Source organism: Embleya sp. AB8, from assembly GCF_049739465.1.
GTDB lineage: Bacteria > Actinomycetota > Actinomycetes > Streptomycetales > Streptomycetaceae > Embleya.
Map to the genome: position 1 here is coordinate 163593 of NZ_JBMHHY010000001.1, position 23587 is coordinate 187179.

Here is a 23587-nt window from a genome sequence, read left to right on the forward strand (position 1 = left end):
GATGCGGCGAGAGGAAACATGACTGAGCAGCAGCGGGCCGGCGCCACCGGCGACGTCTCCTTGGCGGGCCTGAGCAAGCACTACGGCGACTTCACGGCCGTGCGACCCATGGACCTGACCATCCCGGCCGGATCCTTCTTCGCCCTTCTCGGCGCCTCGGGTTGCGGCAAGACCACGACGCTGCGGATGATCGCCGGCCTGGAGCAGCCCTCCACCGGCACGGTCAGTATCGGCGACCGCGATGTCACGGCGTTGCCGCCGTACAAGCGCCCGGTCAACACGGTGTTCCAGAACTACGCGCTGTTCCCGCACCTGAGCGTGGCCGACAACGTCGGCTTCGGACTCAAGCGGCGCGGCGTCAAGGACACCGCGCAGCCGGTCAAGGACATGCTCGACCTGGTCGAACTGGGCCATCTGGCCAAGCGCAAGCCCACCCAACTCTCCGGCGGCCAGCAGCAGCGGGTCGCGGTGGCCCGGGCGCTGATCAACACCCCGCAGGTATTGCTCCTGGACGAGCCGCTGGGCGCGCTCGACCTCAAGCTGCGCCGGCAGATGCAGCTCGAACTCAAGCGCATCCAGACCGACGTGGGCATCACCTTCGTGCACGTGACGCACGACCAGGAAGAGGCCATGACGATGGCCGACACGATCGCCGTGATGAACGGCGGCCGAATAGAGCAACTCGGCTCGCCGGTCGAGCTGTACGAGGCGCCGCGCACCACGTTCGTGGCCAACTTCCTGGGCCAGTCCAACCTGCTCGAGGCCAAGGTCACCGGGCGCGCCGACGGCGATCTGCTGCTCGACGCGCAGGGCAACCGGCTCGCGCTGCCCGCCGCCCGTTCGGCCGCCGCGGGCGACCGGCTGGTGATGGGCATCCGGCCGGAGAAGATCACCATCGCCTTCGCGGACGGGGCGAGTGTCGCGGACAACCGCAACCGGCTCGACGGCGGGGTGATCGTGGACGCCGCGTTCATCGGCGTCTCCACGCAGTACGTGGTGCGGATGCCGTGGGACCAGGAGTTCACCGTCTTCGAACAGAACATGGAGCGCGATGCGCGCCTGGTGCCCGGCGCGAAGGTGGTGCTGCACTGGAACCCCGAGCACGGCTTCGGCCTGGAGTCGGGCGACCTGACCGCGGGCATCGCCGAGGCGAGCGAGGACGCCGCGTGAGCGCCCTGGGCACCCTGGGCACGGGTACGGCGGGGGGTGCGGAGACCGCGGCCTCGCCGATCGAGCCGAAGAAGCGCGGCAGATGGGTACCGTACGCGCTGCTCGCGCCCGGCCTGCTGTGGCTCGTGGTGTTCTTCGCGATCCCGATGGTGGTCCAGGGCTCCACGTCGCTGCAGACCGGCAACCTGACCAAGGGCTACGACCTCACCTGGCACTGGGCCACCTACTGGGACGCGATCGACCAGTACTACCCGCAGTTCCTGCGCTCGTTCGGCTACGCCGCCGCGGCCACCGTGTTGTGTCTGCTGATCGGCTATCCGCTCGCCTACGCGATCGCGTTCAAGGCGGGCAAGTGGCGCGGCATGTGGCTGGTGTTGGTGATCGCGCCGTTCTTCACCAGCTTCCTGGTCCGCACGCTGGCCTGGAAGACGATCCTGGCGGACAACGGGATCGTCGTGGACGTGCTCAACAAGCTGCGCTTCACCGACGTCACCGCGTTCCTCGGACTCACCCAGGACGACCGGGTGTTGGCCACGCCGCTCGCGGTGATCTGCGGACTGACCTACAACTTCCTGCCGTTCATGGTGCTGCCGCTGTACGCCTGCCTGGAGCGGATCGATCCGCGCCTGCACGAGGCGGCCGGCGATCTGTACGCGTCGCCGCGCACGACCTTCGCCAAGGTCACCTTCCCGCTGTCGCTGCCGGGCGTGGTCTCCGGCACGCTGCTCACCTTCATCCCGGCCTCCGGCGACTACGTCAACGCGCAGTGGCTCGGCTCGCCGGACACCGGCATGGCGGGCAATGTGATCCAGACCCAGTTCCTGCGGGTCCTGGACTATCCGACCGCCGCCGCCCTGTCGTTCATCCTGATGTTGCTGATCGTGCTCATGGTGACCGCGTACATCCGCAAGGCGGGGACGGAGGACCTGGTCTGATGGCCGTCGTCAACTGGTTGCGGCGCAATGTCATCGTGCTGTTCGGGCTGCTCGCGCTCGGCTACATGACGCTGCCCAACCTCGTCGTGCTGATGTTCTCGTTCAACGATCCGAACGGGCGCTTCAACTACACCTGGAACGGCTTCACCACGAACGCGTGGGAACAGCCGTGCGGGGTCGCGGGCATCTGCGACTCGGTCGCGATCAGCATGAAGATCGCGGTGCTGTCCACGCTGATCGCCACCGTGCTCGGCACCGCGATCGCCTTCGCGCTCGGCCGCTACCGGTTCCGGGCCCGCGGCGCGATCAACACGCTGCTGTTCCTGCCGATGTCGATGCCCGAGGTGGTGATGGGCGCCTCGCTGGGCACGCTGTTCCTGAACATGCGGATCAACACCGGCTTCGTGACCATCCTGATCGCGCACATCATGTTCTGCCTGAGCTTCGTGGTGGTTGCGGTCAAGGCCCGGGTGCTCGGCATGGATCCCAAGCTCGAAGAGGCCGCGCAGGACCTGTACGCCTCGCCCGTCCAGGTGTTCCTGCGGGTGACCCTGCCGCTCGCGGCGCCCGGCATCGGGGCCGGCGCGATGCTCGCCTTCGCGCTGAGCTTCGACGACTTCGTGATCACCAACTTCACCTCGGGCAACACCGTCACGTTCCCGATGTTCGTCTACGGCGCGGCCCAGCGCGGCACGCCGCCGCAGATCAACGTGATCGGCTCGGCGATGTTCGTGATCGCCGTGCTGATCGTGATGATCGGCCAGATCCGCGCCTCGCGGCGGGCCAAAGCGCGGGCGTAGCCTCGCCCGGCGGATGATGAACAATCCCAGATCTGTAGCTATGCGGTGAAAACCGCCGGGGTCCGACAAGGGGACCCCGGCGGGCCCCGCGAAAGTGGTGAAACCCATGGGTCCCCGGAACACCTCGGATCCTGCCCCCTCGGTCGAGGCGGTCCGCGCGCTCGCGGACGCCGCACCGGTTCCCTTCTGGCTGGACCAGCCGGACCGCCCGCAACCGCGCGCGGCCCTGGTCGGCGACGAGCACTGCGATCTCGCCATCGTCGGCGGCGGCTACTCGGGCCTGTGGACCGCGCTGATCGCCAAGGAGCGCAACCCCTCGCGGGACGTGGTCCTGCTCGAGGCGCACGAGATCGGCTGGGCGGCCTCGGGCCGCAACGGCGGCTTCTGCGCGGCGAGTCTGACCCACGGCTTCTACAACGGCCTGGACCGCTGGGAGCGCGAACTCGCGCAGCTGGAGCGGCTCGGCGAGGAGAACCTCGACGAGATCGAGGCGGCGATCAAGCGCTACGGGATCGACTGCGACTTCCGCCGCACCGGCGAACTCAACGTGGCCACCCAGCCGCACCAGGTCGAGGAACTGCGCGAGGAGGTCGAGCTGGCCGCCAAGTACGGTACCGAGCTGACCTTCCTGGACCGGGACCAGGTCCGCGCGGAGGTCGACTCGCCGACCTACCTGGCGGGTGTGTGGGACAAGACCGGCTGTGCGATCGTCGACCCGGCCCGGCTGGCCTGGGGCCTCAAGGCCGCGTGCGAGTCGCTGGGCGTGCGGATCCACGAGCGCACCAAGGTGACCCGACTGGCCGAGCACGGCTCCGGGATGGTCCTGGAGAGCGCCTACGGCCGGGTCTTCGCCGGGCAGGTGGCGCTGGGCACCAACGTCTTCCCGTCGCTGGTCAAGCGGCTGCGGCCGTTCGTGGTCCCGGTCTACGACTACGCGATGATGACCGAGCCGCTGAGCGCCGAGCAGCTCGCGGCGCTCGGCTGGGCCAACCGCCAGGGCATCGGCGACACCAACAACCAGTTCCACTACTACCGGCTCAGCGCGGACAACCGGATCCTGTGGGGCGGCTACGACGCCGTCTACCACTACGGCGGCCGGCTGGCCGCGGAACTGGACCAGCGCCCGGCCACGTTCGCGAAGCTCGCGCAGCACTTCTTCGACACCTTCCCGCAGCTGGACGGCCTGCGCTTCACCCACACGTGGGGCGGCGCGATCGACACGTGCAGCCGCTTCTCGGCGTTCTTCGGGACGGCGTACAAGGGCAAGGTCGCCTACGCGATGGGCTTCACCGGCCTGGGCGTGGGCGCCACCAGGTTCGGCGCGGAGGTCATGCTCGACAAGCTGGCCGGCCGCCCGACCGAGCGCACCGAACTCGAAATGGTCCGCACGAAGCCTCTCCCGTTCCCCCCGGAACCGATCAAGTGGGCGGGCGTGACGATGACCAAGTGGTCGATGGACCGCGCCGACAAGAACGCCGGCAAGCGCAACCTGTGGCTCAAGGCACTGGACAAGGTGGGCATGGGCTTCGATAGCTGAGCCGAACCGGAGGGGTGGACGCACCATGGCCGAGAGGCCGGGTACGCCCACCCCTTTTGCGGTGGATCCGCAGCCTTCATTCCCGAGGTAACGGGCGGAGCGGGTGGGCATCCTGTAAGGCGAACGGCCCAACCGCCGACACTCTGGAGCTTGAGCCTCGCGCGCCCGGCCGCAAGACTGGCGCCGTACGGGGCTTGTGCGGCCCCTCGCCAAACCGCATCCCCGGAAGGCCGAACCGTGACGAACCACGTAACCCACTGGATTGCCAACGCGGAGTGGACCGGTACCTCCGAGCGTCGGGGCGACATCCACAACCCCGCCACCGGCAAGGTCACCGGCACGGTCGACTTCGCCTCGGTGGCCGAGGTCGACGAGGCCGTCTCGGTCGCCGTCCGCGCCTTCGCCACGTGGAAGAACGCCTCGCTCGCGAAGCGCTCCTCGGTGCTCTTCAACTTCCGCGAGCTGCTCAACGCCAAGAAGGACGAGCTGGCCGCGATCATCGTGGCCGAGCACGGCAAGGTGCACTCGGACGCGCTCGGCGAGATCGCCCGCGGCCAGGAGGTCGTGGAACTCGCCTGCGGCATCCCGCACCTGCAGAAGGGCGGCCACTCCGAGCAGGCCTCGACCGGCATCGACGTCTACTCGATCCGCCAGCCGCTGGGCCCGGTCGCGATCATCTCGCCGTTCAACTTCCCGGCGATGGTCCCGATGTGGTTCTTCCCGATCGCGATCGCCACCGGCAATACGGTGATCCTCAAGCCGAGCGAGAAGGACCCGTCCACCGCGAACTTCCTGGCCGAGCTGTGGCAGCAGGCCGGGCTGCCCGAGGGCGTGTTCAACGTCGTGCACGGGGACAAGGTCGCCGTCGACCGCATCCTGGAGCACCCGGACATCAAGTCCGTCTCGTTCGTCGGCTCGACCCCGATCGCCAAGTACGTGTACGAGAACGGCACCCGCTACGGGAAGCGCGTCCAGGCCCTCGGCGGCGCCAAGAACCACATGCTGGTGCTCCCGGACGCCGACCTGGACCTGGTCGCGGACGCCGCGGTCAACGCCGGGTTCGGCGCTGCCGGCGAGCGCTGCATGGCGATCTCGGCCCTGGTCGCGGTCGAGCCGATCGCCGACGAGCTGATCGCCCGGATCAAGGAGCGGATGGCCAAGCTCCGAGTCGGCGCGGGCAACGACGCCGACTCCGAGATGGGCCCGCTGGTCACCCGGCAACACGCGGACAAGGTGCTGTCCTACGTCCAGGCGGGCCAGGACCAGGGCGCGACGCTCGTGGTCGACGGCCGCGCGCACCCGATCAACGGCGACGACACGGCCGACGGCTACTGGGTCGGCCCGACCCTGTTCGACCACGTCACCCCCGAGATGTCGATCTACACGGACGAGATCTTCGGCCCGGTGTTGTCCGTGGTCCGGGTCGAGTCCTACGACGAGGGCCTGGCGCTGATCAACGCCAACCCGTACGGCAACGGCACCGCGATCTTCACCAACGACGGTGGCGCGGCCCGCAAGTTCCAGAACGAGGTCGAGGTCGGCATGATCGGGATCAACGTGCCGATCCCGGTCCCGGTCGCCTACTACTCGTTCGGCGGCTGGAAGAACTCGCTGTTCGGCGACCTGCACGCGTACGGCGCCGACGGCGTGCAGTTCTTCACCCGCGGCAAGGTCGTCACCCAGCGCTGGCTCGACCCCAGCCACGGTGGGATCAACCTGGGCTTCCCGACCAACGACTGACCCTTCGCCCGACCCGGTCCCGCCTCGGCGAGACCGCCCGGCGCGGCCCGCCCGACCCCGACGACGTGGTCCGGCGGGCTTCGCCATTTCCTCCGCGCGCCTTCCCTGGCAGCATGCTTGACGGGTCGTCAGATGATCAGTCGACGGCCGTTACGGACCTGAACAGGGGAACGGCGCATGCCCGAAGAAGCCACTCCGGCCGGCGATACCGCCATCCGGTTGATCCAGATCTCCGACGTGCACTACCGGGACGCCCCGGGCACCCACGGATTCGTGCGCCACGACCCGGACGCGGGGCTGGCCGCGACCCTCGCGGACGCCGCCGAAGCGCTCGCCGCGGCCGATGTGCTGGTCGCCTCGGGCGACTTGGCCGACACCGGCGAGCCGGGGGCCTATCGGCGCCTGGGGGACGTGCTCCAGGGACTGTCGGTGCCGGTGTACTGCCTCCCGGGCAACCACGACAGCCACGACGCCTACACGGCGGGTCTCCCGCGCACCGGCGTGCACCTGGAACCGGCGGTGCGGATCGGGTCCTGGCTGCTGCTCATGGTGGACACCAACGCGCTCGGCCGCGAACACGTGGGCGAGGGGGTCTACCGCGACCTCGACGACCGGATGACCCGCGCCGACGGACCGGAGTTGAGCGCGCCCGAGGCGGCCCGGATCCGGGAGATCCTGGCCGGTTCGGACGCCGAGCACGCGCTGCTGTTCGTCCATCAGCCGCCGCTCGCGGAGATCTGCCCGAACCTGGACCCCTCCGGCCGACTCGGCGCGCTGCTACGCGACTTCCCGCGGATCCGGGCCATCTCCGGGGGACACCTGCACGGCTCCCTGGAGGGCGAGTTCGGCGGCGTCCCGGTGTTCGTGGCGCCCTCGACCACCTACAGCATCGACTACGCCGGCAGGCGCTTCGACGGCCCCGGCTACCGCACCTTCACACTGCATCCGGACGGCCGGGTCGAGTCCGCGGCGCATACCGTGCCCGGTCCGATCACCGACGCGATGCGGGCCAGGCCCGCGCCGCGCTTCCTCACCGAGCTGATGCTGGGCGTGGTGACGATCGAGGAGATGCGCGAGCTGACCGACGAGCAGTTCGAGCAACGGTTCGGCGAACCCCGTCCGGTACGCGGCGCCTGAGTGCGCTCCCCAGTCGGCCGGACCAACCCGAGGAGACCCGTGACACAACATCAGGCGGACGGCATCGTGCTCGAAGGTGTGCGCAACTTCCGCGACATCGGCGGTCTGCCGACCACCGACGGCCGCCGGATACGCCCCGGCCGCTACTTCCGCAGCGGCCATCTGGCCAAGCCCACGGCCGCCGACCGGGCGATCATCGCGGGCCTGGGCATCCGGCTCGTGGTGGATCTGCGCAGCGCGGCCGACATCGACATGGACGGCGCCGACGTGCTGCCCGCCGGCGCGCGATGGCTCAACCTGTCGATGTCCGACCCGGCCCGGCACGGGACGTTCTGGAGCGACATGCGCAGTGCCGACCTGGACGTACTGCGCGAACGGCTCGGCGACGGCCGGGCCGAGCAGTCGATCGCGGCGGACTACCGCGACCAGGTGGTGAGTCGGGTCGACAAGCACGCCGAACTGTTGCGCGCGCTGCTCGCCGCCGACGGCCTGCCGGTCGTGGTGCACTGCTCGGCCGGCAAGGACCGCGCGGGCATCGCCGCGGCCCTGGTCCAGCGGATCGTCGGGGTCTCCGCGGCGGACGTGGTGGCGAACTACCTGATCAGCAACGACCCGGCGAACCGCTACGAGCTGAACAGCGACAAACTCGCGATGCGCCCGGGACTGCTCGAACTCTTCCGGCCGTTCCTCGAGGTGCGCGAGGAGTATCTGCGCGGCGCCCTGGAGGTGATGGACACCCACTGGGGGAGCTTCGACGCCTACCTGGAACGCGGCCTGGGCCTGGACGCGGACCGATTGGCCCGGCTGCGCGCGGCGTTGCTCGACTGAGCCGGCACGAATACGAACCGCCCGAGGCCGGTGCCCACCGGAGGAGGCACCGCCCTCGGGCGGGTACAACGGCCCAGTCGGGCCCTCGGGCCGATCAGGAGTCGTCGGCCATCAGCTTGATGTTCCAGCGGGTCTCCTGCCGCGGACGCAGGTACAACACCCAGTAGAGCGCGGCGACGAGCACCACCCCTCCGGTGATGTACAGCGCGCGCAGCGGCTGTTCGGTCAGTACGTAGATCATCGCCGCGATCAGCAGCACCGGGATCGCCGGCCACAGCGGCATTCGCCACGCCTGCGTGTGCTTGTGCGTACCCCGCCGGGCGACCAACGTGGCCAGCGCCACCATCAGGTAGAGCGCGGCCACCGCGACGCCGGTGACCTCGCCGAGGATGTCCAGGTTCACGAAGCAAAGGAGCGCGCCGGGCACGCCGACCACCAGCGTGGACACCCACGGCGAACCGAACCGGTTCACCTTGCCGAAGGCCCGGTTGATCGGCTCGGGCCAGGCCCGGTCGCGGGCCGAGGCGTAGACCACGCGCGAGTTCTGGATCACCATGACCACGCCCGCGTTGATGATCGCCAGCGCGATGCACAGGCCGATGAAGGTGGCCATGCCGTGGTTGGACCAGCCCTCGACCAGACCGAGGATGTCGCCGTTTGCCAGCGTCGCCTGGTCCGGGGCGCCCAGCGAGATGGCGATGGTCGGCACGATCAGGATCACGCCGCCCAGGCCCAGGGTCCACAACACCGTGCGGGAGACCGTGCGACGCGGGTTCTCCATCTCCTCGGCCAGGTAGACCGCGGTGGAGAAACCCTGGAGGGCGAACAGCGCGCCCGCCATGCCGGCGATCAGCACGCCCATCTTGAGTGGGTCGGTGGTGTTGGCGGCGGCGTCCGCGACCACTTCGGGCTTGATCAGCGTCGAGGTGGACTGGTGCACGTTGGCGAAGCCGAGGAAGGCGACGATCGCCGCGGCGACCACCTCCAGGGCCAGGAAGACGCCGGTCACCCAGGCGTTGGCGCGCAGGTCCAGCAGACCCATGACGGTGGCCAGGATCATCACCGCGGCGCCGGCCCACATGGTGTCGATCGTGGCGATCGAGGTCAGATACTCGGCGGTGCCAAGGGCGATGATCGGCGGCACGATCATCACCACGATGGTGGCGATGATGAAGACCAGCCAACCCATGAAGCGGCCCATCAGCGTGCCGACCATGGCGTATTCGCCGCCGGCGCTGGGGATCAGGGTGCCCAGTTCGGAGTAACAGAACGCCACGCCGACACACAGCACGGCGGCCACGACCAGGGCCAGCGCGGTACCGGACCCCAGGTCCTGGAACATCCCCGGCACGATCACGAACAGGGAGGACGCGGGGGTCAGACACGAGAGCGTGAGCAGCGTGCCGCCGACGACGCCGATGGATCGTTTGAGCGGTGCGGGCCCGCCGGCGGGGTCGAGGGTGACTGGAGTCAGGGTCCCGGACGGCGGTGGGGTGGTTTCTACAGCCATGTGCGCTACCTCTGCGGGACAGCGGGGTGCGGTTATCGCCTCCGGGACGGATGGTGAGCCGTTCGCACGTTCCGAACGGTGCGGCGTAATACAAACGCCCGTTTGATCACGCGTCAAGATCCCGTTAGCAACTGATTCCGTAGGTTGTGCGCCCAGATTTCACCGAATAACGCTTCAAGCTGGCATCTGATGGCGCGTAATCCGCAGACCGAGCTGCGGGAAAAGTTCTCCGGCCGTTCACCTGGCGAGCCGGCACCGGTCGGCGTCGTCGGACCGGTCGACCCAACCGCGCCGGCGGTGGTCCAGGACCCGGGCCGCCGCGCCCAGCACGATCCCGCACAGTGCCCATGCCGCCAGTACGTCGGCCAACCAGTGGTAGTCGCACCACATCAGCGCGAACCCGATCGCGGCGCACAGCACCACCGCGGTACGCGTACACAGCCGCCGGGTCCGAGCCGAGCCGACACGCCCGAGGAGGAGTGCGGCCATCCCGTAGCAGATCGTCGAGGTGGCGCTGTGGCCCGAGGGGAAGAAGCCCCACTGGTCGGCGGGCAGCGGTGACCCGCTCGGCCCGGTTCGGCCGATCAGGTCCTTCCCGGCGATCACCGCGATCATCACCACGAGCACCGCGCCGGCCGCGATCGCGAGCGGAGCCACGCGTCGCGCACGCCAGGCGGCGAACAGTGCGGCCGCGGTGAGCGCGAGCCCGGCGGGCAGCGGGCCGCCCAGGTCGGCGAGGAAGTGCATCGGCGCGTCCAGCCACGCCGTCGTGGACGCCCCGGCGAGCTCGCGCATCCCGTCCCGCACCGTCCGATCCAGCACGATCGACGGCCCGCTTTCGGCCACCACCTGGATGGTCAGTGTGATCAGCGCGATGGCGAGAATCAGCGGCGCTGCGAGGTTGCGCGTGTACTGTGAGTGAACAGACCACCGCCCCGGAACGGGGGGCGTTGTCCCGGGGCGGCCACCGGCTTGCTCAGGGCCGGTGTCGGAGGAAGGTCTGTGCATCTCACTCGAAGATACGTGGAGAGTGGGTCCACGAGTTCCCGACTCGCGACCTGTGCACAAACCCTGCACACGTTCTCCACGGTCTGGAAGGTGGGACATACACGCTGTACGTTGGAGCTTCGAAAGGTGTGAGCGGGGTCACAGCGGGTGTCGCGTGAGTCCGACCGCCCCCGAGGGTCCAACTGCGTGGAGAACATCCGTAAGCAGGGCAAATCGACGGCGGGCCGAGTGACGTGGCATTGACGCAATGTCGTCGATCGCCCCTCTGCTGTCAGCACGCAAAGGTAGGGTTGGCCAGGTGGTTGAAGAGTCCGATTACTCGACATACCGCGTGCCGTGCATCCCGGCCCCTGCGGGGAGCGGGCGCGTCCGCCGGAGCGCGACTCCGGTGGTTTCCAAGGGCGTCAAGGCGGGCGGTGCCGTGTTCGATTCCTCGGTGGAACCCCGGCCGGGTCGGGGCGCGGGTGCGATGGGCGTGGTCCTGACCAGCGACCGCCAGCTTCGCGTCGTGCGCACGACCCGACCGCGCGGCCTCCGGTTGGCGGGCGAGATCGACCTGGCCAACGTGGACCTGGTGCGCCGCGTGCTCGCCTCCGCCGCCCGTGACGGCGGCGACATCCGGGTGGACGTGAGCAAGCTCGTCTTCATCGACGTCGCCGGGCTGCGGGTGTTCGTCGACCAGGCCGGCACGCTGTCCCGGCGTGGCGGTCGGTTGATCCTGGTCGGCGCGAGCCGGCAGATGTCGCGCGTGCTCGCCCTGTGCGGGTGGGACGTGGTCCCGGGCCTGAGCCTGGTCGAGCGGATCGCCCCGGCACCGCGCCGCCCGCGGCTCTGAGCGTCGCGCCTGCGCCGTCGAACGGCGGCGCTTTTCGGCCGAACCCGCCGGCCGACCGGCCGAACTCGATGGATTCCGCAAAACGCCGAGCCCCGGCCGACGGAGTGATCCGTCGGCCGGGGCTCGTGGTGTCGCGGGTCTCGCGCGTGCGTCAGATCGAGGCGGTGAACGCCTGCTCGAGCACGTCGAGCCCCTCGACCAGCAGGTGCTCGGGGATCACCAGCGGCGGCAGGAAGCGCAGCACGTTGCCGTAGGTGCCGGCGGTCAGCACCAGCAGGCCCTGCGCGTGGCACGCCTTGGCCACCGCGCCGGCCAGCTCCGGGTTCGGCTCCTTGGAGCCGGGCTTGACCAGTTCGATCGCGATCATCGCGCCGCGCCCGCGGACCTCGCCGATCTCGGCGAACTTCTCGCTCATCGTGCCCAGTCGGCCGAGCATGATCTCGCCGATCCGGCGGGCCGCGCCGTTGAGGTCGAGCGCCCGCATCGTCTCGATCGCGCCGAGCGCCGCGGCGCACGCGACCGGGTTGCCGCCGTACGTGCCGCCCAGACCACCCGCGTGGGCGGCATCCATGATCTCGGCGCGCCCGGTGACCGCGGCCAGCGGCAGGCCGCCCGCGATGCCCTTGGCGGTGGTGATCAGGTCCGGCACGATGCCCTCGTCGTCGCACGCGAACCACTGGCCGGTGCGGCAGAAGCCGGTCTGGATCTCGTCCGCGACGAAGACGATGCCGTTCGCCTTGCAGAACTCCACGATCCTGGGCAGGAAGCCCTTGGCCGGCTCGATGAACCCGCCCTCGCCCAGGATCGGCTCGATCACCACGGCGGCCACGTTGTGCGCGCCGATCTGCTTGGTGATCATGTCGATCGCCTGCGCGGCGGCCTCCTCGGCGCAGTTGTCCGCACCGGTCAGCCAGCGGTAGGGGTAGGCGACCGGGACCCGGTAGACCTCGGGGGCGAACGGGCCGAACGACTCCTTGTACGGCATGTTCTTCGCGGTCAGCGCCATGGTCAGGTTGGTCCGACCGTGGTAGCCGTGGTCGAACACCACGACCGCGGGGCGCTTGGTGTGCGCGCGGGCGATCTTGACCGCGTTCTCCACCGCCTCGGCGCCCGAGTTGAACAGCGCGGTGCGCTTCTCGTGGTCGCCCGGGGTCAGCTCGTTGAGTTGCTCGGCGACGGCCACGTAGGACTCGTACGGGGTCACCATGAAGCAGGTGTGGGTGAACCGCTGAAGCTGCTCGGAGGCGCGGCGCACGACGCCCTCGGCCGAGTTGCCGACGCTGGTCACCGCGATGCCGGAGCCGAAGTCGATCAGCGAGTTGTCGTCCACGTCGACGACCACGCCGCCGCCCGCCTGGGTCACGAAGACCGGCAGGGTGGTGCTGACGCCGCGCGCGACCGCCGCGTTGCGACGCGTCATCAGCTCGGTCGACTTCGGGCCGGGGATGGCGGTGACGAGCCGGCGCTCCTGCGGGAGCGAGGGCCCACCGGGCTGCGAAGCGCCCATGCTGGTCTCCTGTGGGTCGAGGCGGGGGTTCGCGGTGGCACCGCGGTCCTATCGGCAGGCTAGGCGCCGGGCCGCCGGCCCCGCACGCGCCGCATCGGTTAATCACCCGGTTGCTTGTGTCCGGGATGGACAAATGCCGATCGGGCAGAACTTCTCCGAAACCGATCGCGGACTCGCGCCGAAATGATCATCACGACGGCCGGTCCGGCGCCTACATTGAGTGCGGTCGCAGGGCGTGGTTGCGGGAGGACGTGACGTGGACGTGGAACGGCCGGATTCCCCGGCGTCGCCGGCTGTCGAGGACGCGTACTACCCGCCCGATCCCCGGGATCGGGACGAGCCGTGGGCGGGGCGGGGCCGGGCCGCCGGGACCCGGGTGCCCGCGCCCGCCAAGGCCCGGCGCGGCGTCGACCCCGACGGCTTCGATCTGCGCGGCTGGCTGCGCGGCCCGCGCCACCGCGAGGCGCCCGGGGTGTACGGCTACGGCCGCGACGAGCGGGCGATCAAGCTGCTCGCGGCCGAGCGCGAGGCGCGCACCCGACCCGAGGCGGCGCTGGTGCGCCGCGCGGTGTTGTGGCTGCTGATCGGCGTGCTGAGCCTGAACTGGGTGATCATGGCCTACGTCTGGCTGGTCCGGCAGATCGTGCCGACGTTCCTGTGGCCGCTGCTGTTCAACAACCTGCTCTACGTGGTGCTGCTCGTACTGTTCGGCTACCTCGGCCGCTGGCACGAGATCGCCTGGCCGTTCCTGCGCCCGTGGTGGCATCGGCTGGACCGGCGGGCCGAGCTCAACGGCCGGCCGCGCCCCGAACAGTGGCGCCGGGCCGCGCTGTTCCTGGTGCTCGGCTTCGTCGCCTGGATCGTGCTGATGCGGCCGTTCGTCGCCCTGCTGCTGCTGATCTTCCCGCGCGGACTGCTGCACGACGGGCAGTGGCTGGTCCGGCTCGTCTACAACGGCGCCTTCCTCTACGGCGCCGCGGTGCTCGGCCGCTGGGACGCGGTGGTCCGGCCGTACGCCCGCACACCCGACGCACACGCGGTGCCCGAGGACGAGGAGATCCCGGTCGCCGACGCCGAGTTGTGGCCCGAACTGCGCGCGGCCGGGCAACACGAGGCCGCCGACCTGCTCGACGACGAGGTGGCCGCGGGTCGCCTGCGGGACGTGGACTACCTGCGGCTGCGCCGGGTCCTGGAGGCCGGCGACCGCGACCGCGAGTATCTGGCCGACGTCGCCGACGAGATCGCCGACCACGGCGCCGCCGCGTGTCGGCACGGCTCCGGGCAGCGCGACGTGCGGCCCCGGCGGGCCGAACACGACCTGCTGACCGGTCAGGTCCGGATCGGCACCGGCACCGACCATCCACGGAATCCGGCCCTCTACCGGGACACCGCGTTCGCGCTGGATCCGGACGTGCTGGGCGCCTCGATGCTGGTGGTCGGCGCGGCCCGGGCCGGCGAGCCCGGCCGACTGCTCGATCCGGTGGTCGAGGCGATGAGCCTGCGCGCGCTCACCGGCACCGCGTCGCTGGTGGTGATCGACGCCAAGGGCGACGAGTTCGTGCGGCCCGGCGGCTACGACCGCGAGGTGATCGTCGGCGACCCGAACTCGCCCTGGGGCCTGGACCTCTACGGCGGCGCCGGTTCGCCCGAGGACGCCGCCGACCGACTCGCCGCCGCCGCGCTGCCCCCGAACGCGATCGGCCTGGGCGAGGCGGCGGGCAACGCGCTGCGCCAGGTGCTCGGCGCCCACGTGGCCGGGCACGGCCGCTATCCCGAGGTCGGCACCCTGCTCGATCTGCTCGACGGTGCCGAACACGCGCTGGAGGCCCTGGCGGAGGCGCTGCGCGCCGCCGATCGGTACACCGAGCACGAGCGCGCGCTGCGCATGCTGGCCCGCGGCGACGACGACGCGCGGATGCTGGTACAGCGCCTCGCCGTGCTCGAACGACCCGGGGTGGCCGAGCTGTTCCGCGCCGACCGGGAACGCTTCGCGGCCGGCGACATCGACCGGCCGCTGCGGGTGCGGATCGCGCTCAACGAGGCCGCGCACCCCGAGGCGGCCCGGCTGATCGGCCGGCTTGTGCTGTCCCAGTTCGTCCAGGCGATGGCCACCCCCCGGCGCGAACGCGGCCCGCGCAAGGTGTTCGCCTGCCTGGTCGCCGACGACGCGGGGCGCCTGGTGGACGACTACGTGGCCAAGGGTCTGCAGTGGGCCCGCAACCGCCGGGCCGGTCTGGTGCTCTCGGTCCGCTCGCTGGACGACGTGCCCGCCGCGCTGCGGCACACCGTGTTCGCCGCGGCCGGTTGCAAGGCGGTGGTTCCGGGCGCGTCCCGGGCCGACGCCGAACTGTTCGCCGAACACTGGGGGATGACCAAGGAGCAGGAGCAGTCGATCACCATGGGCACGCCCGAGGGCGGCCTGGTCAAGCGGCTGCGCTACTCGGTGCTGGGCACGCTGTTCGGCGAGAAGGCCAGCGGGCGCTCCGAGCGGGTGACCACGCGTACCGTCGAGCGCTACCGCTGGTCTCCGGCGGAGATCACCGGCGACCTGCCCACCCACCACGCCGTGGTCAGCCTGACCACCCGAAAGGGCGAGCGGACCCGTCCCGTGCTGATCGATCTCGGCCACTGAGTCAGACTGGAGCCCTCTCCCACTCCAGTTTGGACAACGCCGACATGCCGCCCACCCTCGCCTCCCTGGTCCGCGCGCCCGCCCTCGACCTGCGGGTGCTCGCCGGCAAGGGCGGGCTCGACCGCGAGGTGCGGTGGGTGCACACCAGCGAACTCGCCGATCCCACGCCCTATCTGGAGGGCGGCGAACTGCTGCTGACCACCGGGATGAAGCTCGGCCGCAACAACGCCGAACGCCGCGCCTACGTCGAGCGGCTCGCCGCGGCCGAGGTGGCCGGACTCGGCATCGGGGTGGGGCTGACCCTGGACCGGGTGCCCGCGGTGATCGTCGAGACCGCCGAGGCGCACGGCTTCCCGGTGTTCGAGGTGCCGCGCCCGACGCCGTTCATCGCGATCAGCAAGGTGGTCTCCTCGGCGCTGGCGGCCGAGCAGTACGAGACGGTGACCACGGGCTTCGCGGTCCAGCAGGAGTTGACCCGGGCCGCCGCCGGGCGCGACGGCGCCGCGACGCTGATCCGCCGGCTGGCCGCCCGGCTCGACGGCTGGGCCGCGCTCTACGCCGCCGACGGCACGCTGCGCCAGGTGGCGCCGGCGGCGGCCAGGTCGCGCACCGACGCGCTGCGCGCCGACATCGACAAGCTGCGCGGGTTGCCCGCGCCGTCCTCGGCATCGCTGCAGGAGGACGAGGACGACGGGCGGATCGTGGTCCAGTCGCTCGGCGCCGAGCGGCGGATCAGCGGTTTCCTGGCGGTGGGCATCGACCGGCCGGCGCGCACCGCCGACCGGCAGACCCTGGCCACTGCGGCCTCGCTGCTCACCCTGGCCCTGGAGCAGTCCCGGGCCGGTGCCGACGCGGGTGCCCGGATGCGTACCGCGCTGTTGCGCCTGCTGCTCACCGGCGAACGGGCCACGCCCGCCGAACTGGCCCACGACATCGCGGCCGACCTGCCGCCGGGTCCGTGGCGGCTGGTGGTGGCCACCGGGCCCGAGCCGGTGGTGACCGCGTTCGCCGAGCGGCTGTGCGCGCGGGCGGTCCGGGCCGGCACCCCCGCGCTGGTCGGCGACCTCGGCGGGGCCACGGTCCTGGTGTTGCCGCAGTCGGTCGAGCCGGTCGAGCCGGTGGACCTGCCCGGACTGGTCGCGGGCGTGTCCGGTGCGGTCGAGCCGGCCGCCGCGGTGGCCGGCTACCGGCAGGCACTGGGCGCGCACGCGGTGGGGCTGCGCTCGGAGAAGACGCTGACCGTGCACGGGCGCGACGCCGGCGGGCTGCTGCCGCTCCTGGACGGGGACGCGGTGCACGCGTGGGCCGAGCAGTTGCTCGCGCCGCTGCGCGCGCACGACGCGGGCGGTCGGGGGGACCTGGTCGGCTCGCTGCGCGCGTGGTTGGCCCGACACGGGCAGTGGGACGCGGCGGCCGGCGACCTGGGGGTGCACCGACACACGCTGCGCTATCGGATTCGCCGGGCCGAGGAGATCCTCGGTCGTACCCTGGACGATCCGGACACCCGTGCGGAACTGTGGTTCGCACTGCGCGACCCGAACGACGCGGCCGAGGACAAGTCGTAGCGGCGGCGTGGGCCGATTGGCCGAGATGGACAAAAACGCGAACGGGCGATCGACGTACCGTTGAGTCACCGGGAACATCGGCGCCCGTTGACGGAGAAGGAGCAGCAGTGACCACCACCCACGCGTTCTGGCTGGCAGGCCGACAGGCCGGCGGCGAGACGTCCTTCGATGTCACCAACTCGTACGACGGCCGGCTCGTCGGCCGCGTCTTCGAGCCCACCGACGCGCAGATCGAGGAGGCCGTGGCCGCGGCGCACGCCGTCGCGCACGAGTTCGCCGGGCTGCCCGCCTACCGGCGCGCCGCCGCCCTGGACCACGTCGCCAAGCGGCTCGCCGAGCGGTCCGAGGAGATCGCCCGGCTGATCACCGCGGAGAACGGCAAGCCGATCAAGTGGGCGCGCGGCGAGGTCGGCCGCGCGGTATCGGTGTTCCGCTGGGCCGCCGAGGAGGCCCGCCGGTTCAACGGCGAGGGCATGCGGCTCGACACCGACGCGGGCGGCACCGGCCGCTACGCGCTGGTCCGCCGGATCCCCAAGGGTGTGGTGCTCGGCATCGCGCCGTTCAACTTCCCGCTCAACCTGGTCGCGCACAAGGTCGCCCCCGCGATCGCGGTCGGCGCGCCGATCATCCTCAAGCCCGCGCCCGCCACCCCGCTGTCCGCACTCGTGCTCGGCGAGATCCTGGCCGAGACCGACCTGCCGGCCGGCTCCTGGAGCGTGCTGCCGGTGCCCAACGACCGGATGCCGGCGCTGGTGAAGGACGAGCGGCTGCCGGTCATCTCGTTCACCGGCTCGGGCCCGGTGGGCTGGAGCATCATGGACTCGGTGCCGCGCAAGCACGTCACCCTCGAACTGGGCGGCAACGCCGCCGCGGTGGTGCTCGCCGACTGGTCCGCCGAGGCCGACCTGGAGTGGGCCGCGCAGCGGATCGCGACGTTCTCCAACTACCAGGGCGGCCAGTCCTGCATCTCGGTGCAGCGGGTGATCGCCGACGCGAGCGTGTACGACCGCCTGGTGGAGAAGATCGTGGCCAAGGTGGCCGCGCAGGTCACCGGCGACCCCGAGGACGACACGGTCGACGTCGGCCCGCTGGTCAGCGTGGCCGCCGCCGAGCGGGTGCAGTCGTGGGTGGACGAGGCGGTGCGGGCCGGCGCCAAGGTGCTCACCGGCGGCACCCGGGACGGGGCGAACTACGCGCCGACGGTGCTCAGCGAGGTCCCGGCCGGCGTCACCATCGCCTGCGAGGAGGTCTTCGGCCCGGTGCTCACGCTGACCCGGGTGGACGACACGGACGCCGCGTTCGCCGCGGTCAACGACTCCGAGTTCGGCCTCCAGGCGGGCGTGTTCACCCGCGACATCCAGACCGCCTTCCGGGCCCAGCGCGAACTGGAGGTGGGCGGCGTGATCATCGGCGACGCCCCGTCCTACCGCGCCGACCAGATGCCCTACGGCGGCGCCAAGAACTCCGGCGTCGGCCGCGAGGGCGTCACCTACGCGATGACCGACTTCACGTACGAGCGCGTGATGGTGCTCACGGGCCTCGACCTGTAGACACCCGTCAGACGAAGGGCCCGGCCGGCTGGGGTGATGCCGCCGGGCCCTTTCGTATGTGTGCGGTCGGGTTCTCTGGACAAATGGGTGTCACCCGGCATTCAGTGGACGTGCACGGGCAGGTAACACCGATCGGTAACAACGTCGGTTCCGCCGCGAGTCCGCGAGGAGTTCGTCATGCCCCCTGTCAGCGAACGCGAAGCGCGCAAGGTCGCCGAGGAAGCGCGCGAGCGGGACTGGGACAAGCCCAGTTTCGCCAAGGAGCTGTTCCTCGGGCGTTTTCGACTCGATCTGGTCCATCCGCACCCGGAGGCCGACGCCGAGGAGGTCCGGCGGGGCGAGGACTTCCTGGCGATCCTGCGCGAGTTCCTCGCCACCCGGGTGGACCCCGCCGTGATCGAGCGCGACGCCCGGATCCCGGACGAGGTGATCAAGGGGCTCGCCGAGATCGGCGCGCTGGGGATGAAGATCGACACCGAGTACGGCGGCCTGGGGCTCAGCCAGCTCTACTACAACAAGGCGCTCGTCCTGGTCGGTTCGGTGAACGCGGCGCTCGGCGCGCTGCTGTCCGCGCACCAGTCGATCGGCGTGCCGCAACCGGTCAAGATGTTCGGCACCGACGCGCAGAAGCGCGAGTTCCTGCCGCGCTGCGTGCGTGAGGTCAGCGCGTTCCTGCTCACCGAGCCGGACGTCGGCTCGGACCCGGCCCGACTGGCCACCGCCGCGGTACCCACCGAGGACGGCGAGGCGTACGTCCTGGACGGCGTCAAGTTGTGGACCACGAACGGTGTGGTGGCCGGGCTGCTCGTGGTGATGGCCCGGGTGCCAAAAGCCGAGGGCCGCCGTGGCGGGATCACCGCGTTCGTCGTGGACGCGGACAGCCCCGGGATCACCGTCGAACACCGCAACGCGTTCATGGGCCTGCGCGGCATCGAGAACGGCGTCACCCGCTTCCACCGGGTCCGGGTGCCCGTCGCGAACCGGATCGGCGCCGAGGGCGCGGGCCTGAAGATCGCGCTGACCACGCTCAACACCGGCCGGCTCTCGCTGCCCGCGATGTGCGTCGGCGCCGCCAAGTGGTCCCTGAAGATCGCCCGCGAATGGGCCGGCGAACGTGAGCAGTGGGGGCGGCCGATCGCCGGCCACGAGGCGGTCGCGGGCAAGGTCGCCTATATCGCGGCCAGTGCGTTCGCACTGGAGGCGGTCCTGGAACTGACCGCCCGGATGGCCGACGAGGACCGGCGCGACATCCGGATCGAGGCCGCGCTGGCGAAGCTGTACGCCTCGGAAGTGGGTTGGACGGTCAGCGACGAACTGGTCCAGATCCGGGGCGGTCGCGGCTACGAGACCGCCGCGTCGTTGCGCGCCCGCGGCGAACGTGGGGTGCCCGCCGAGCAGATGTTGCGGGACATGCGGATCAACCGGATCTTCGAGGGCTCGACCGAGATCATGCACCTGCTGATCGCGCGCGAGGCGGTGGACGCCCACCTGGCCGTGGCCGGCGACATCATCGACCCCGAGGCCGACCTCAAGGCCAAGGGCAAGGCCGCCGCCGACGCCGGCGTCTTCTATGCCAAGTGGCTGCCCAAGCTGGTCGCCGGCAAGGGCCAAGTGCCGACGTCCTACCGGGAGTTCGCCCCGGCCGGCGGGCCGAGCCTGGCCGCGCACCTGCGCTTCGTCGAGCGTTCCTCGCGTCGCCTGGCCCGCTCCACCTTCTACGGGATGGCCCGCTGGCAGGGCGCGATGGAGCGCAAGCAGGGCTTCCTCGGCCGGATCGTGGACATCGGCGCCGAGCTGTTCGCGATGAGCGCGGTGTGCGTGCGGGCCGACATGTTGCGCCGCCGCGAGGCGGAGCAGGGGCGGGCCGCGTACGAACTCGCCGACCTGTTCTGCCGGCAGGCCCAGATCCGGGTGGAGGAGTTGTTCGGCCGGTTGTGGACCAACACCGACACGTTGGACGTCAAGGCCGTGGCCGGCGTGCTGGCGGGCCGCTACCTGTGGCTGGAGGACGGCATCCTGGACCCGTCCACCGACGGCCCGTGGATCGCCGACGCGACCCCCGGCCCCTCCAAGCTGGACAACGTGCACCGACCGGTCGGCTGAGCGGCCCCGGGCCGGCGGGCGCACGTCCGCCGGCCCGGCCGCCGGCCCGCCCGGATCCGCGGCGAGATACCGCGGGCGATCGGTCGACCCGGGCTCGGGGCGTGGTCGGCGCGGGCCACAATGGAGGGATGGACTCCCTGGCCGATCCGTACGCGCCGTTCGCCGCCCCCGACCAGTCGACCACCCGGCGGGACATCATCCTGCTCGGCTCCACCGGGTCGATCGGCACCCAGACCGTCGACGTGGTGCGCGCCCACCCCGAGCTGTTCAAGATCGTCGGCCTGTCCGCCGGCGGCGGCCGGGTCGACGAACTCGCCCGGCAGGCGCTCGAACTGGCCGTCGAGACGGTCGCGGTGGCCAGGGCCTCCGTCGCGCAGGACCTGCAACTGGCCTTCTACGCCGAGGCGCAGCGACGCGGCTATGCCAAGGGGGAGTACAAGCTGCCGCGCATCCTGGCCGGCCCCACCGCGGCCACCGAGCTGGCCGCGTACCCGTGCGACGTGGTGCTCAACGGCATCACCGGCTCGATCGGCCTGGCCCCCACCCTCGCCGCGCTCACCGCCGGTCGCACCCTCGCGCTGGCCAACAAGGAGTCGCTGATCGTCGGCGGCCCGCTGGTCAAGGCGATCGCCGAACCCGGCCAGATCGTCCCGGTCGACTCCGAGCACTCCGCGCTGATCCAGGCGCTGCGCGGCGGCCGGGCCGATCAGGTCAAGCGCCTGGTGGTGACCGCCAGCGGCGGCCCGTTCCGCGGCCGCCGCCGCGCCGACCTGGTCGACGTCACGCCCAAGGAGGCTGCGGCCCACCCCACCTGGGACATGGGCCCGGTGATCACGATCAACTCGGCGACCCTGGTCAACAAGGGCCTGGAGGTGATCGAGGCACACCTGCTCTACGACATCCCCTTCGACCGGATCGACGTGGTGGTGCACCCGCAGTCGATCGTGCACTCGATGGTCGAGTTCGTCGACGGCTCGACCCTGGCCCAGGCCTCGCCGCCGGACATGCGGCTGCCGATCGCGCTCGGCCTGTCCTGGCCGGACCGGGTGCCGAACGTGGCGGCCGGCTGCGACTGGACCAAGGCGGCCACGTGGGAGTTCTTCCCGCTGGACCACGAAGCGTTCCCCGCGGTCGGGCTCGCGTGTGCCGCGGGCCGCGCCGGCGGCACCGCGCCGGCCGTGTTCAACGCGGCCAACGAGGAGTGTGTCGACGCGTTCATCGCGGGACACCTGAAGTTCAACGGCATCACCGACACGGTCGCCGCCGTCGTGAGCGAACATGATGTACGTGGGGACGGCAACCGGCTGACCCTGGAGGACGTCCTCGACGCGGAGGACTGGGCGCGCCGACGGGCACGCGAGATCATCGCCCACGGAGGAGAACCCCGTTGACCCTGTTCATGACGATCCTCGGCATCGTCGTCTTTGTCGTGGGCCTGCTGTTCTCCATCGCCTGGCACGAGGCGGGCCACCTGATCACGGGCAAGATGTTCGGCGTCCGGGTGCCGCAGTACATGGTCGGCTTCGGCAAGACGTTGTGGTCGAAGAAGATCGGTGAGACCGAATACGGCATCAAGGCCGTGCCCGCCGGCGGCTACTGCCGACTGATCGGGATGTTCCCGCCGGACGCGGACGGCCGGATCCAGGCGCGCAGCACCTCGCCCTGGCGCAGCATGATCGAGGACGCCCGGGAGGCCTCCTACGAGGAGGTCGGGCCGGGCGACGAGAACCGGCTGTTCTACCAGCGCAAGCCCTGGCAGCGGACCATCATCATGCTGGCCGGGCCGTTCATGAACCTGATCCTGGCGATCGTGCTGTTCGCGGTGTTCCTGATGGGCTTCGGGATCAGCCAGACCACCACGACCGTCTCCTCGGTGTCCGAGTGTGTGGTCCGGGCCGACGCCAAGACCGACAAGTGCGGGCCGGACAACCCGGCCGCCCCGGGCAAGGCGGCGGGCCTGCTGCCGGGCGACAAGATCGTGTCCTTCAACGGCACCGCGGTGCACGACTACGACAAGCTCCAGGACCTGATCCGCAAGTCGTCGGGCCAGGTCGCGCTCGTGGTCGAGCGGGCGGGCCGGGAACTCCCCCTCAACGCGGTGCTGGCCCGCAACCAGGTGGCCAAGCTGGACGCCAACCACGTGCCGATCAAGGGCGAATACGTGGAGACCGGCTTCCTCGGCATCTCGCCCGCGCGCGGCATCGAGCGGCAGAGCGCGTCCCAGTCGGTCGGCTACATGACCGACATGGTCGACAACGCGTTCCACAGTCTGCTGCGCATCCCGCAGAAGGTGCCCGCGCTGTGGGGCGCCGCCTTCCAGGGCGACAAGCGCGACCAGGACTCCCCGGTCGGCGTGGTCGGCGCGGCCCGGGTCGGTGGCGAGGTCGCCGCGCTCGACGTGCCCGCGTCGCAGCGGGTGGGCCTGATGGTCTTCATCATCGCCGGCTTCAACCTGTCGCTGTTCCTGTTCAACATGCTCCCGCTGCTCCCGCTGGACGGCGGGCACGTGGTCGGCGCGTGGTGGGAGTCGCTGCGCCGGATGTTCGCGAACCTGCGCAAGCGGCCGGACCCGGGTCCGTTCGACGTGGCCCGGCTGATGCCGGTCGCCTACGTGGTGGCCACGATCTTCATCGCCTTCACCGTCCTGGTGCTGATCGCCGACCTGTTCAACCCGGTCAAGATCAGCTGACACCGCGCCCGACGACGTGCCGTGCCGACCCGCCTTGTGTC

Annotated in this window: 17 protein-coding genes; 14 read left to right on the forward strand and 3 right to left on the reverse strand. The window is 70.9% G+C overall.

Annotation, left to right across the window (positions count from 1 at the left end):
• Positions 1 to 18 precede the first annotated feature (18 nt).
• The 7 genes from ABIA38_RS00725 (at position 19) to ABIA38_RS00755 (ending at position 8147) form a co-directional block, all read left to right on the forward strand.
• A complete protein-coding gene (locus tag ABIA38_RS00725; protein ID WP_424636350.1) occupies positions 19 to 1170 on the forward strand; it encodes an ABC transporter ATP-binding protein in 1152 nt (383 codons plus the stop codon).
• Positions 1171 to 1175: 5 nt separating this feature from the next.
• Complete coding sequence (locus ABIA38_RS00730) at positions 1176 to 2105, forward strand: ABC transporter permease (protein WP_424636747.1); 930 nt, start codon at positions 1176 to 1178, stop codon at positions 2103 to 2105.
• Positions 2105 to 2905 carry an ABC transporter permease gene (locus ABIA38_RS00735; RefSeq protein WP_424636351.1) on the forward strand — a complete coding sequence of 267 codons (801 nt, stop codon included), beginning with the start codon at positions 2105 to 2107 and terminating at the stop codon, positions 2903 to 2905. The genes ABIA38_RS00730 and ABIA38_RS00735 overlap by 1 nt, the downstream gene beginning before the upstream one ends.
• 106 nt (positions 2906 to 3011) lie before the next feature.
• A complete protein-coding gene (locus ABIA38_RS00740) occupies positions 3012 to 4442 on the forward strand; it encodes an NAD(P)/FAD-dependent oxidoreductase (protein WP_424636352.1) in 1431 nt (476 codons plus the stop codon).
• A gap of 237 nt (positions 4443 to 4679) precedes the next feature.
• Positions 4680 to 6182, forward strand: coding sequence for a CoA-acylating methylmalonate-semialdehyde dehydrogenase (locus tag ABIA38_RS00745; protein ID WP_424636353.1), 1503 nt, complete (start codon positions 4680 to 4682; stop codon positions 6180 to 6182).
• Positions 6183 to 6359: 177 nt separating this feature from the next.
• Positions 6360 to 7319 (forward strand): metallophosphoesterase, encoded by a 960-nt coding sequence (locus ABIA38_RS00750; protein WP_424636354.1) that lies wholly within the window; start codon positions 6360 to 6362, stop codon positions 7317 to 7319.
• Positions 7320 to 7358: 39 nt separating this feature from the next.
• Positions 7359 to 8147 carry a tyrosine-protein phosphatase gene (locus ABIA38_RS00755; RefSeq protein WP_424636355.1) on the forward strand — a complete coding sequence of 263 codons (789 nt, stop codon included), beginning with the start codon at positions 7359 to 7361 and terminating at the stop codon, positions 8145 to 8147.
• 94 nt (positions 8148 to 8241) lie between these two features.
• Here ABIA38_RS00755 and ABIA38_RS00760 read toward each other — a convergent pair whose 3' ends face one another.
• Positions 8242 to 9657: an APC family permease gene (locus tag ABIA38_RS00760; protein ID WP_424636356.1), complete on the reverse strand. Its 1416-nt coding sequence runs from the start codon at positions 9655 to 9657 to the stop codon at positions 8242 to 8244.
• 237 nt (positions 9658 to 9894) lie between these two features.
• On the reverse strand, positions 9895 to 10503 hold the full coding sequence (locus ABIA38_RS00765) for a phosphatase PAP2 family protein (protein WP_424636357.1): 609 nt from the start codon (positions 10501 to 10503) through the stop codon (positions 9895 to 9897).
• 550 nt (positions 10504 to 11053) lie between these two features.
• Here ABIA38_RS00765 and ABIA38_RS00770 point away from each other — a divergent pair.
• Positions 11054 to 11500: an anti-sigma factor antagonist gene (locus tag ABIA38_RS00770; RefSeq protein WP_424636358.1), complete on the forward strand. Its 447-nt coding sequence runs from the start codon at positions 11054 to 11056 to the stop codon at positions 11498 to 11500.
• A 151-nt stretch (positions 11501 to 11651) separates the two neighbouring features.
• Here ABIA38_RS00770 and gabT read toward each other — a convergent pair whose 3' ends face one another.
• Positions 11652 to 13007, reverse strand: coding sequence for a 4-aminobutyrate--2-oxoglutarate transaminase (gene gabT, locus ABIA38_RS00775; RefSeq protein WP_424636359.1), 1356 nt, complete (start codon positions 13005 to 13007; stop codon positions 11652 to 11654).
• 256 nt (positions 13008 to 13263) lie between these two features.
• On the opposite strand from gabT, the gene ABIA38_RS00780 reads away from it, so the two are divergent.
• From ABIA38_RS00780 to ABIA38_RS00805, 6 genes are all read left to right on the forward strand, one after another.
• Positions 13264 to 15639, forward strand: a complete 2376-nt coding sequence (locus tag ABIA38_RS00780; protein WP_424636360.1) for a hypothetical protein — start codon at positions 13264 to 13266, stop codon at positions 15637 to 15639.
• Between the two features lie 44 nt (positions 15640 to 15683).
• The gene (locus ABIA38_RS00785; RefSeq protein WP_424636361.1) at positions 15684 to 17204 is read left to right on the forward strand and encodes a PucR family transcriptional regulator; all 1521 of its coding nucleotides are present in this window, start codon (positions 15684 to 15686) and stop codon (positions 17202 to 17204) included.
• A gap of 107 nt (positions 17205 to 17311) precedes the next feature.
• The gene (locus ABIA38_RS00790; RefSeq protein WP_424636362.1) at positions 17312 to 18754 is read left to right on the forward strand and encodes an aldehyde dehydrogenase family protein; all 1443 of its coding nucleotides are present in this window, start codon (positions 17312 to 17314) and stop codon (positions 18752 to 18754) included.
• A gap of 177 nt (positions 18755 to 18931) precedes the next feature.
• A complete protein-coding gene (locus ABIA38_RS00795) occupies positions 18932 to 20857 on the forward strand; it encodes an acyl-CoA dehydrogenase family protein (protein ID WP_424636363.1) in 1926 nt (641 codons plus the stop codon).
• Between the two features lie 128 nt (positions 20858 to 20985).
• A complete protein-coding gene (gene dxr, locus ABIA38_RS00800; protein ID WP_424636364.1) occupies positions 20986 to 22248 on the forward strand; it encodes a 1-deoxy-D-xylulose-5-phosphate reductoisomerase in 1263 nt (420 codons plus the stop codon).
• An 8-nt stretch (positions 22249 to 22256) separates the two neighbouring features.
• Entirely contained in the window at positions 22257 to 23546 is a 1290-nt protein-coding gene (locus tag ABIA38_RS00805) for a M50 family metallopeptidase (protein ID WP_424636748.1), read from the forward strand.
• Positions 23547 to 23587 lie beyond the last annotated feature (41 nt).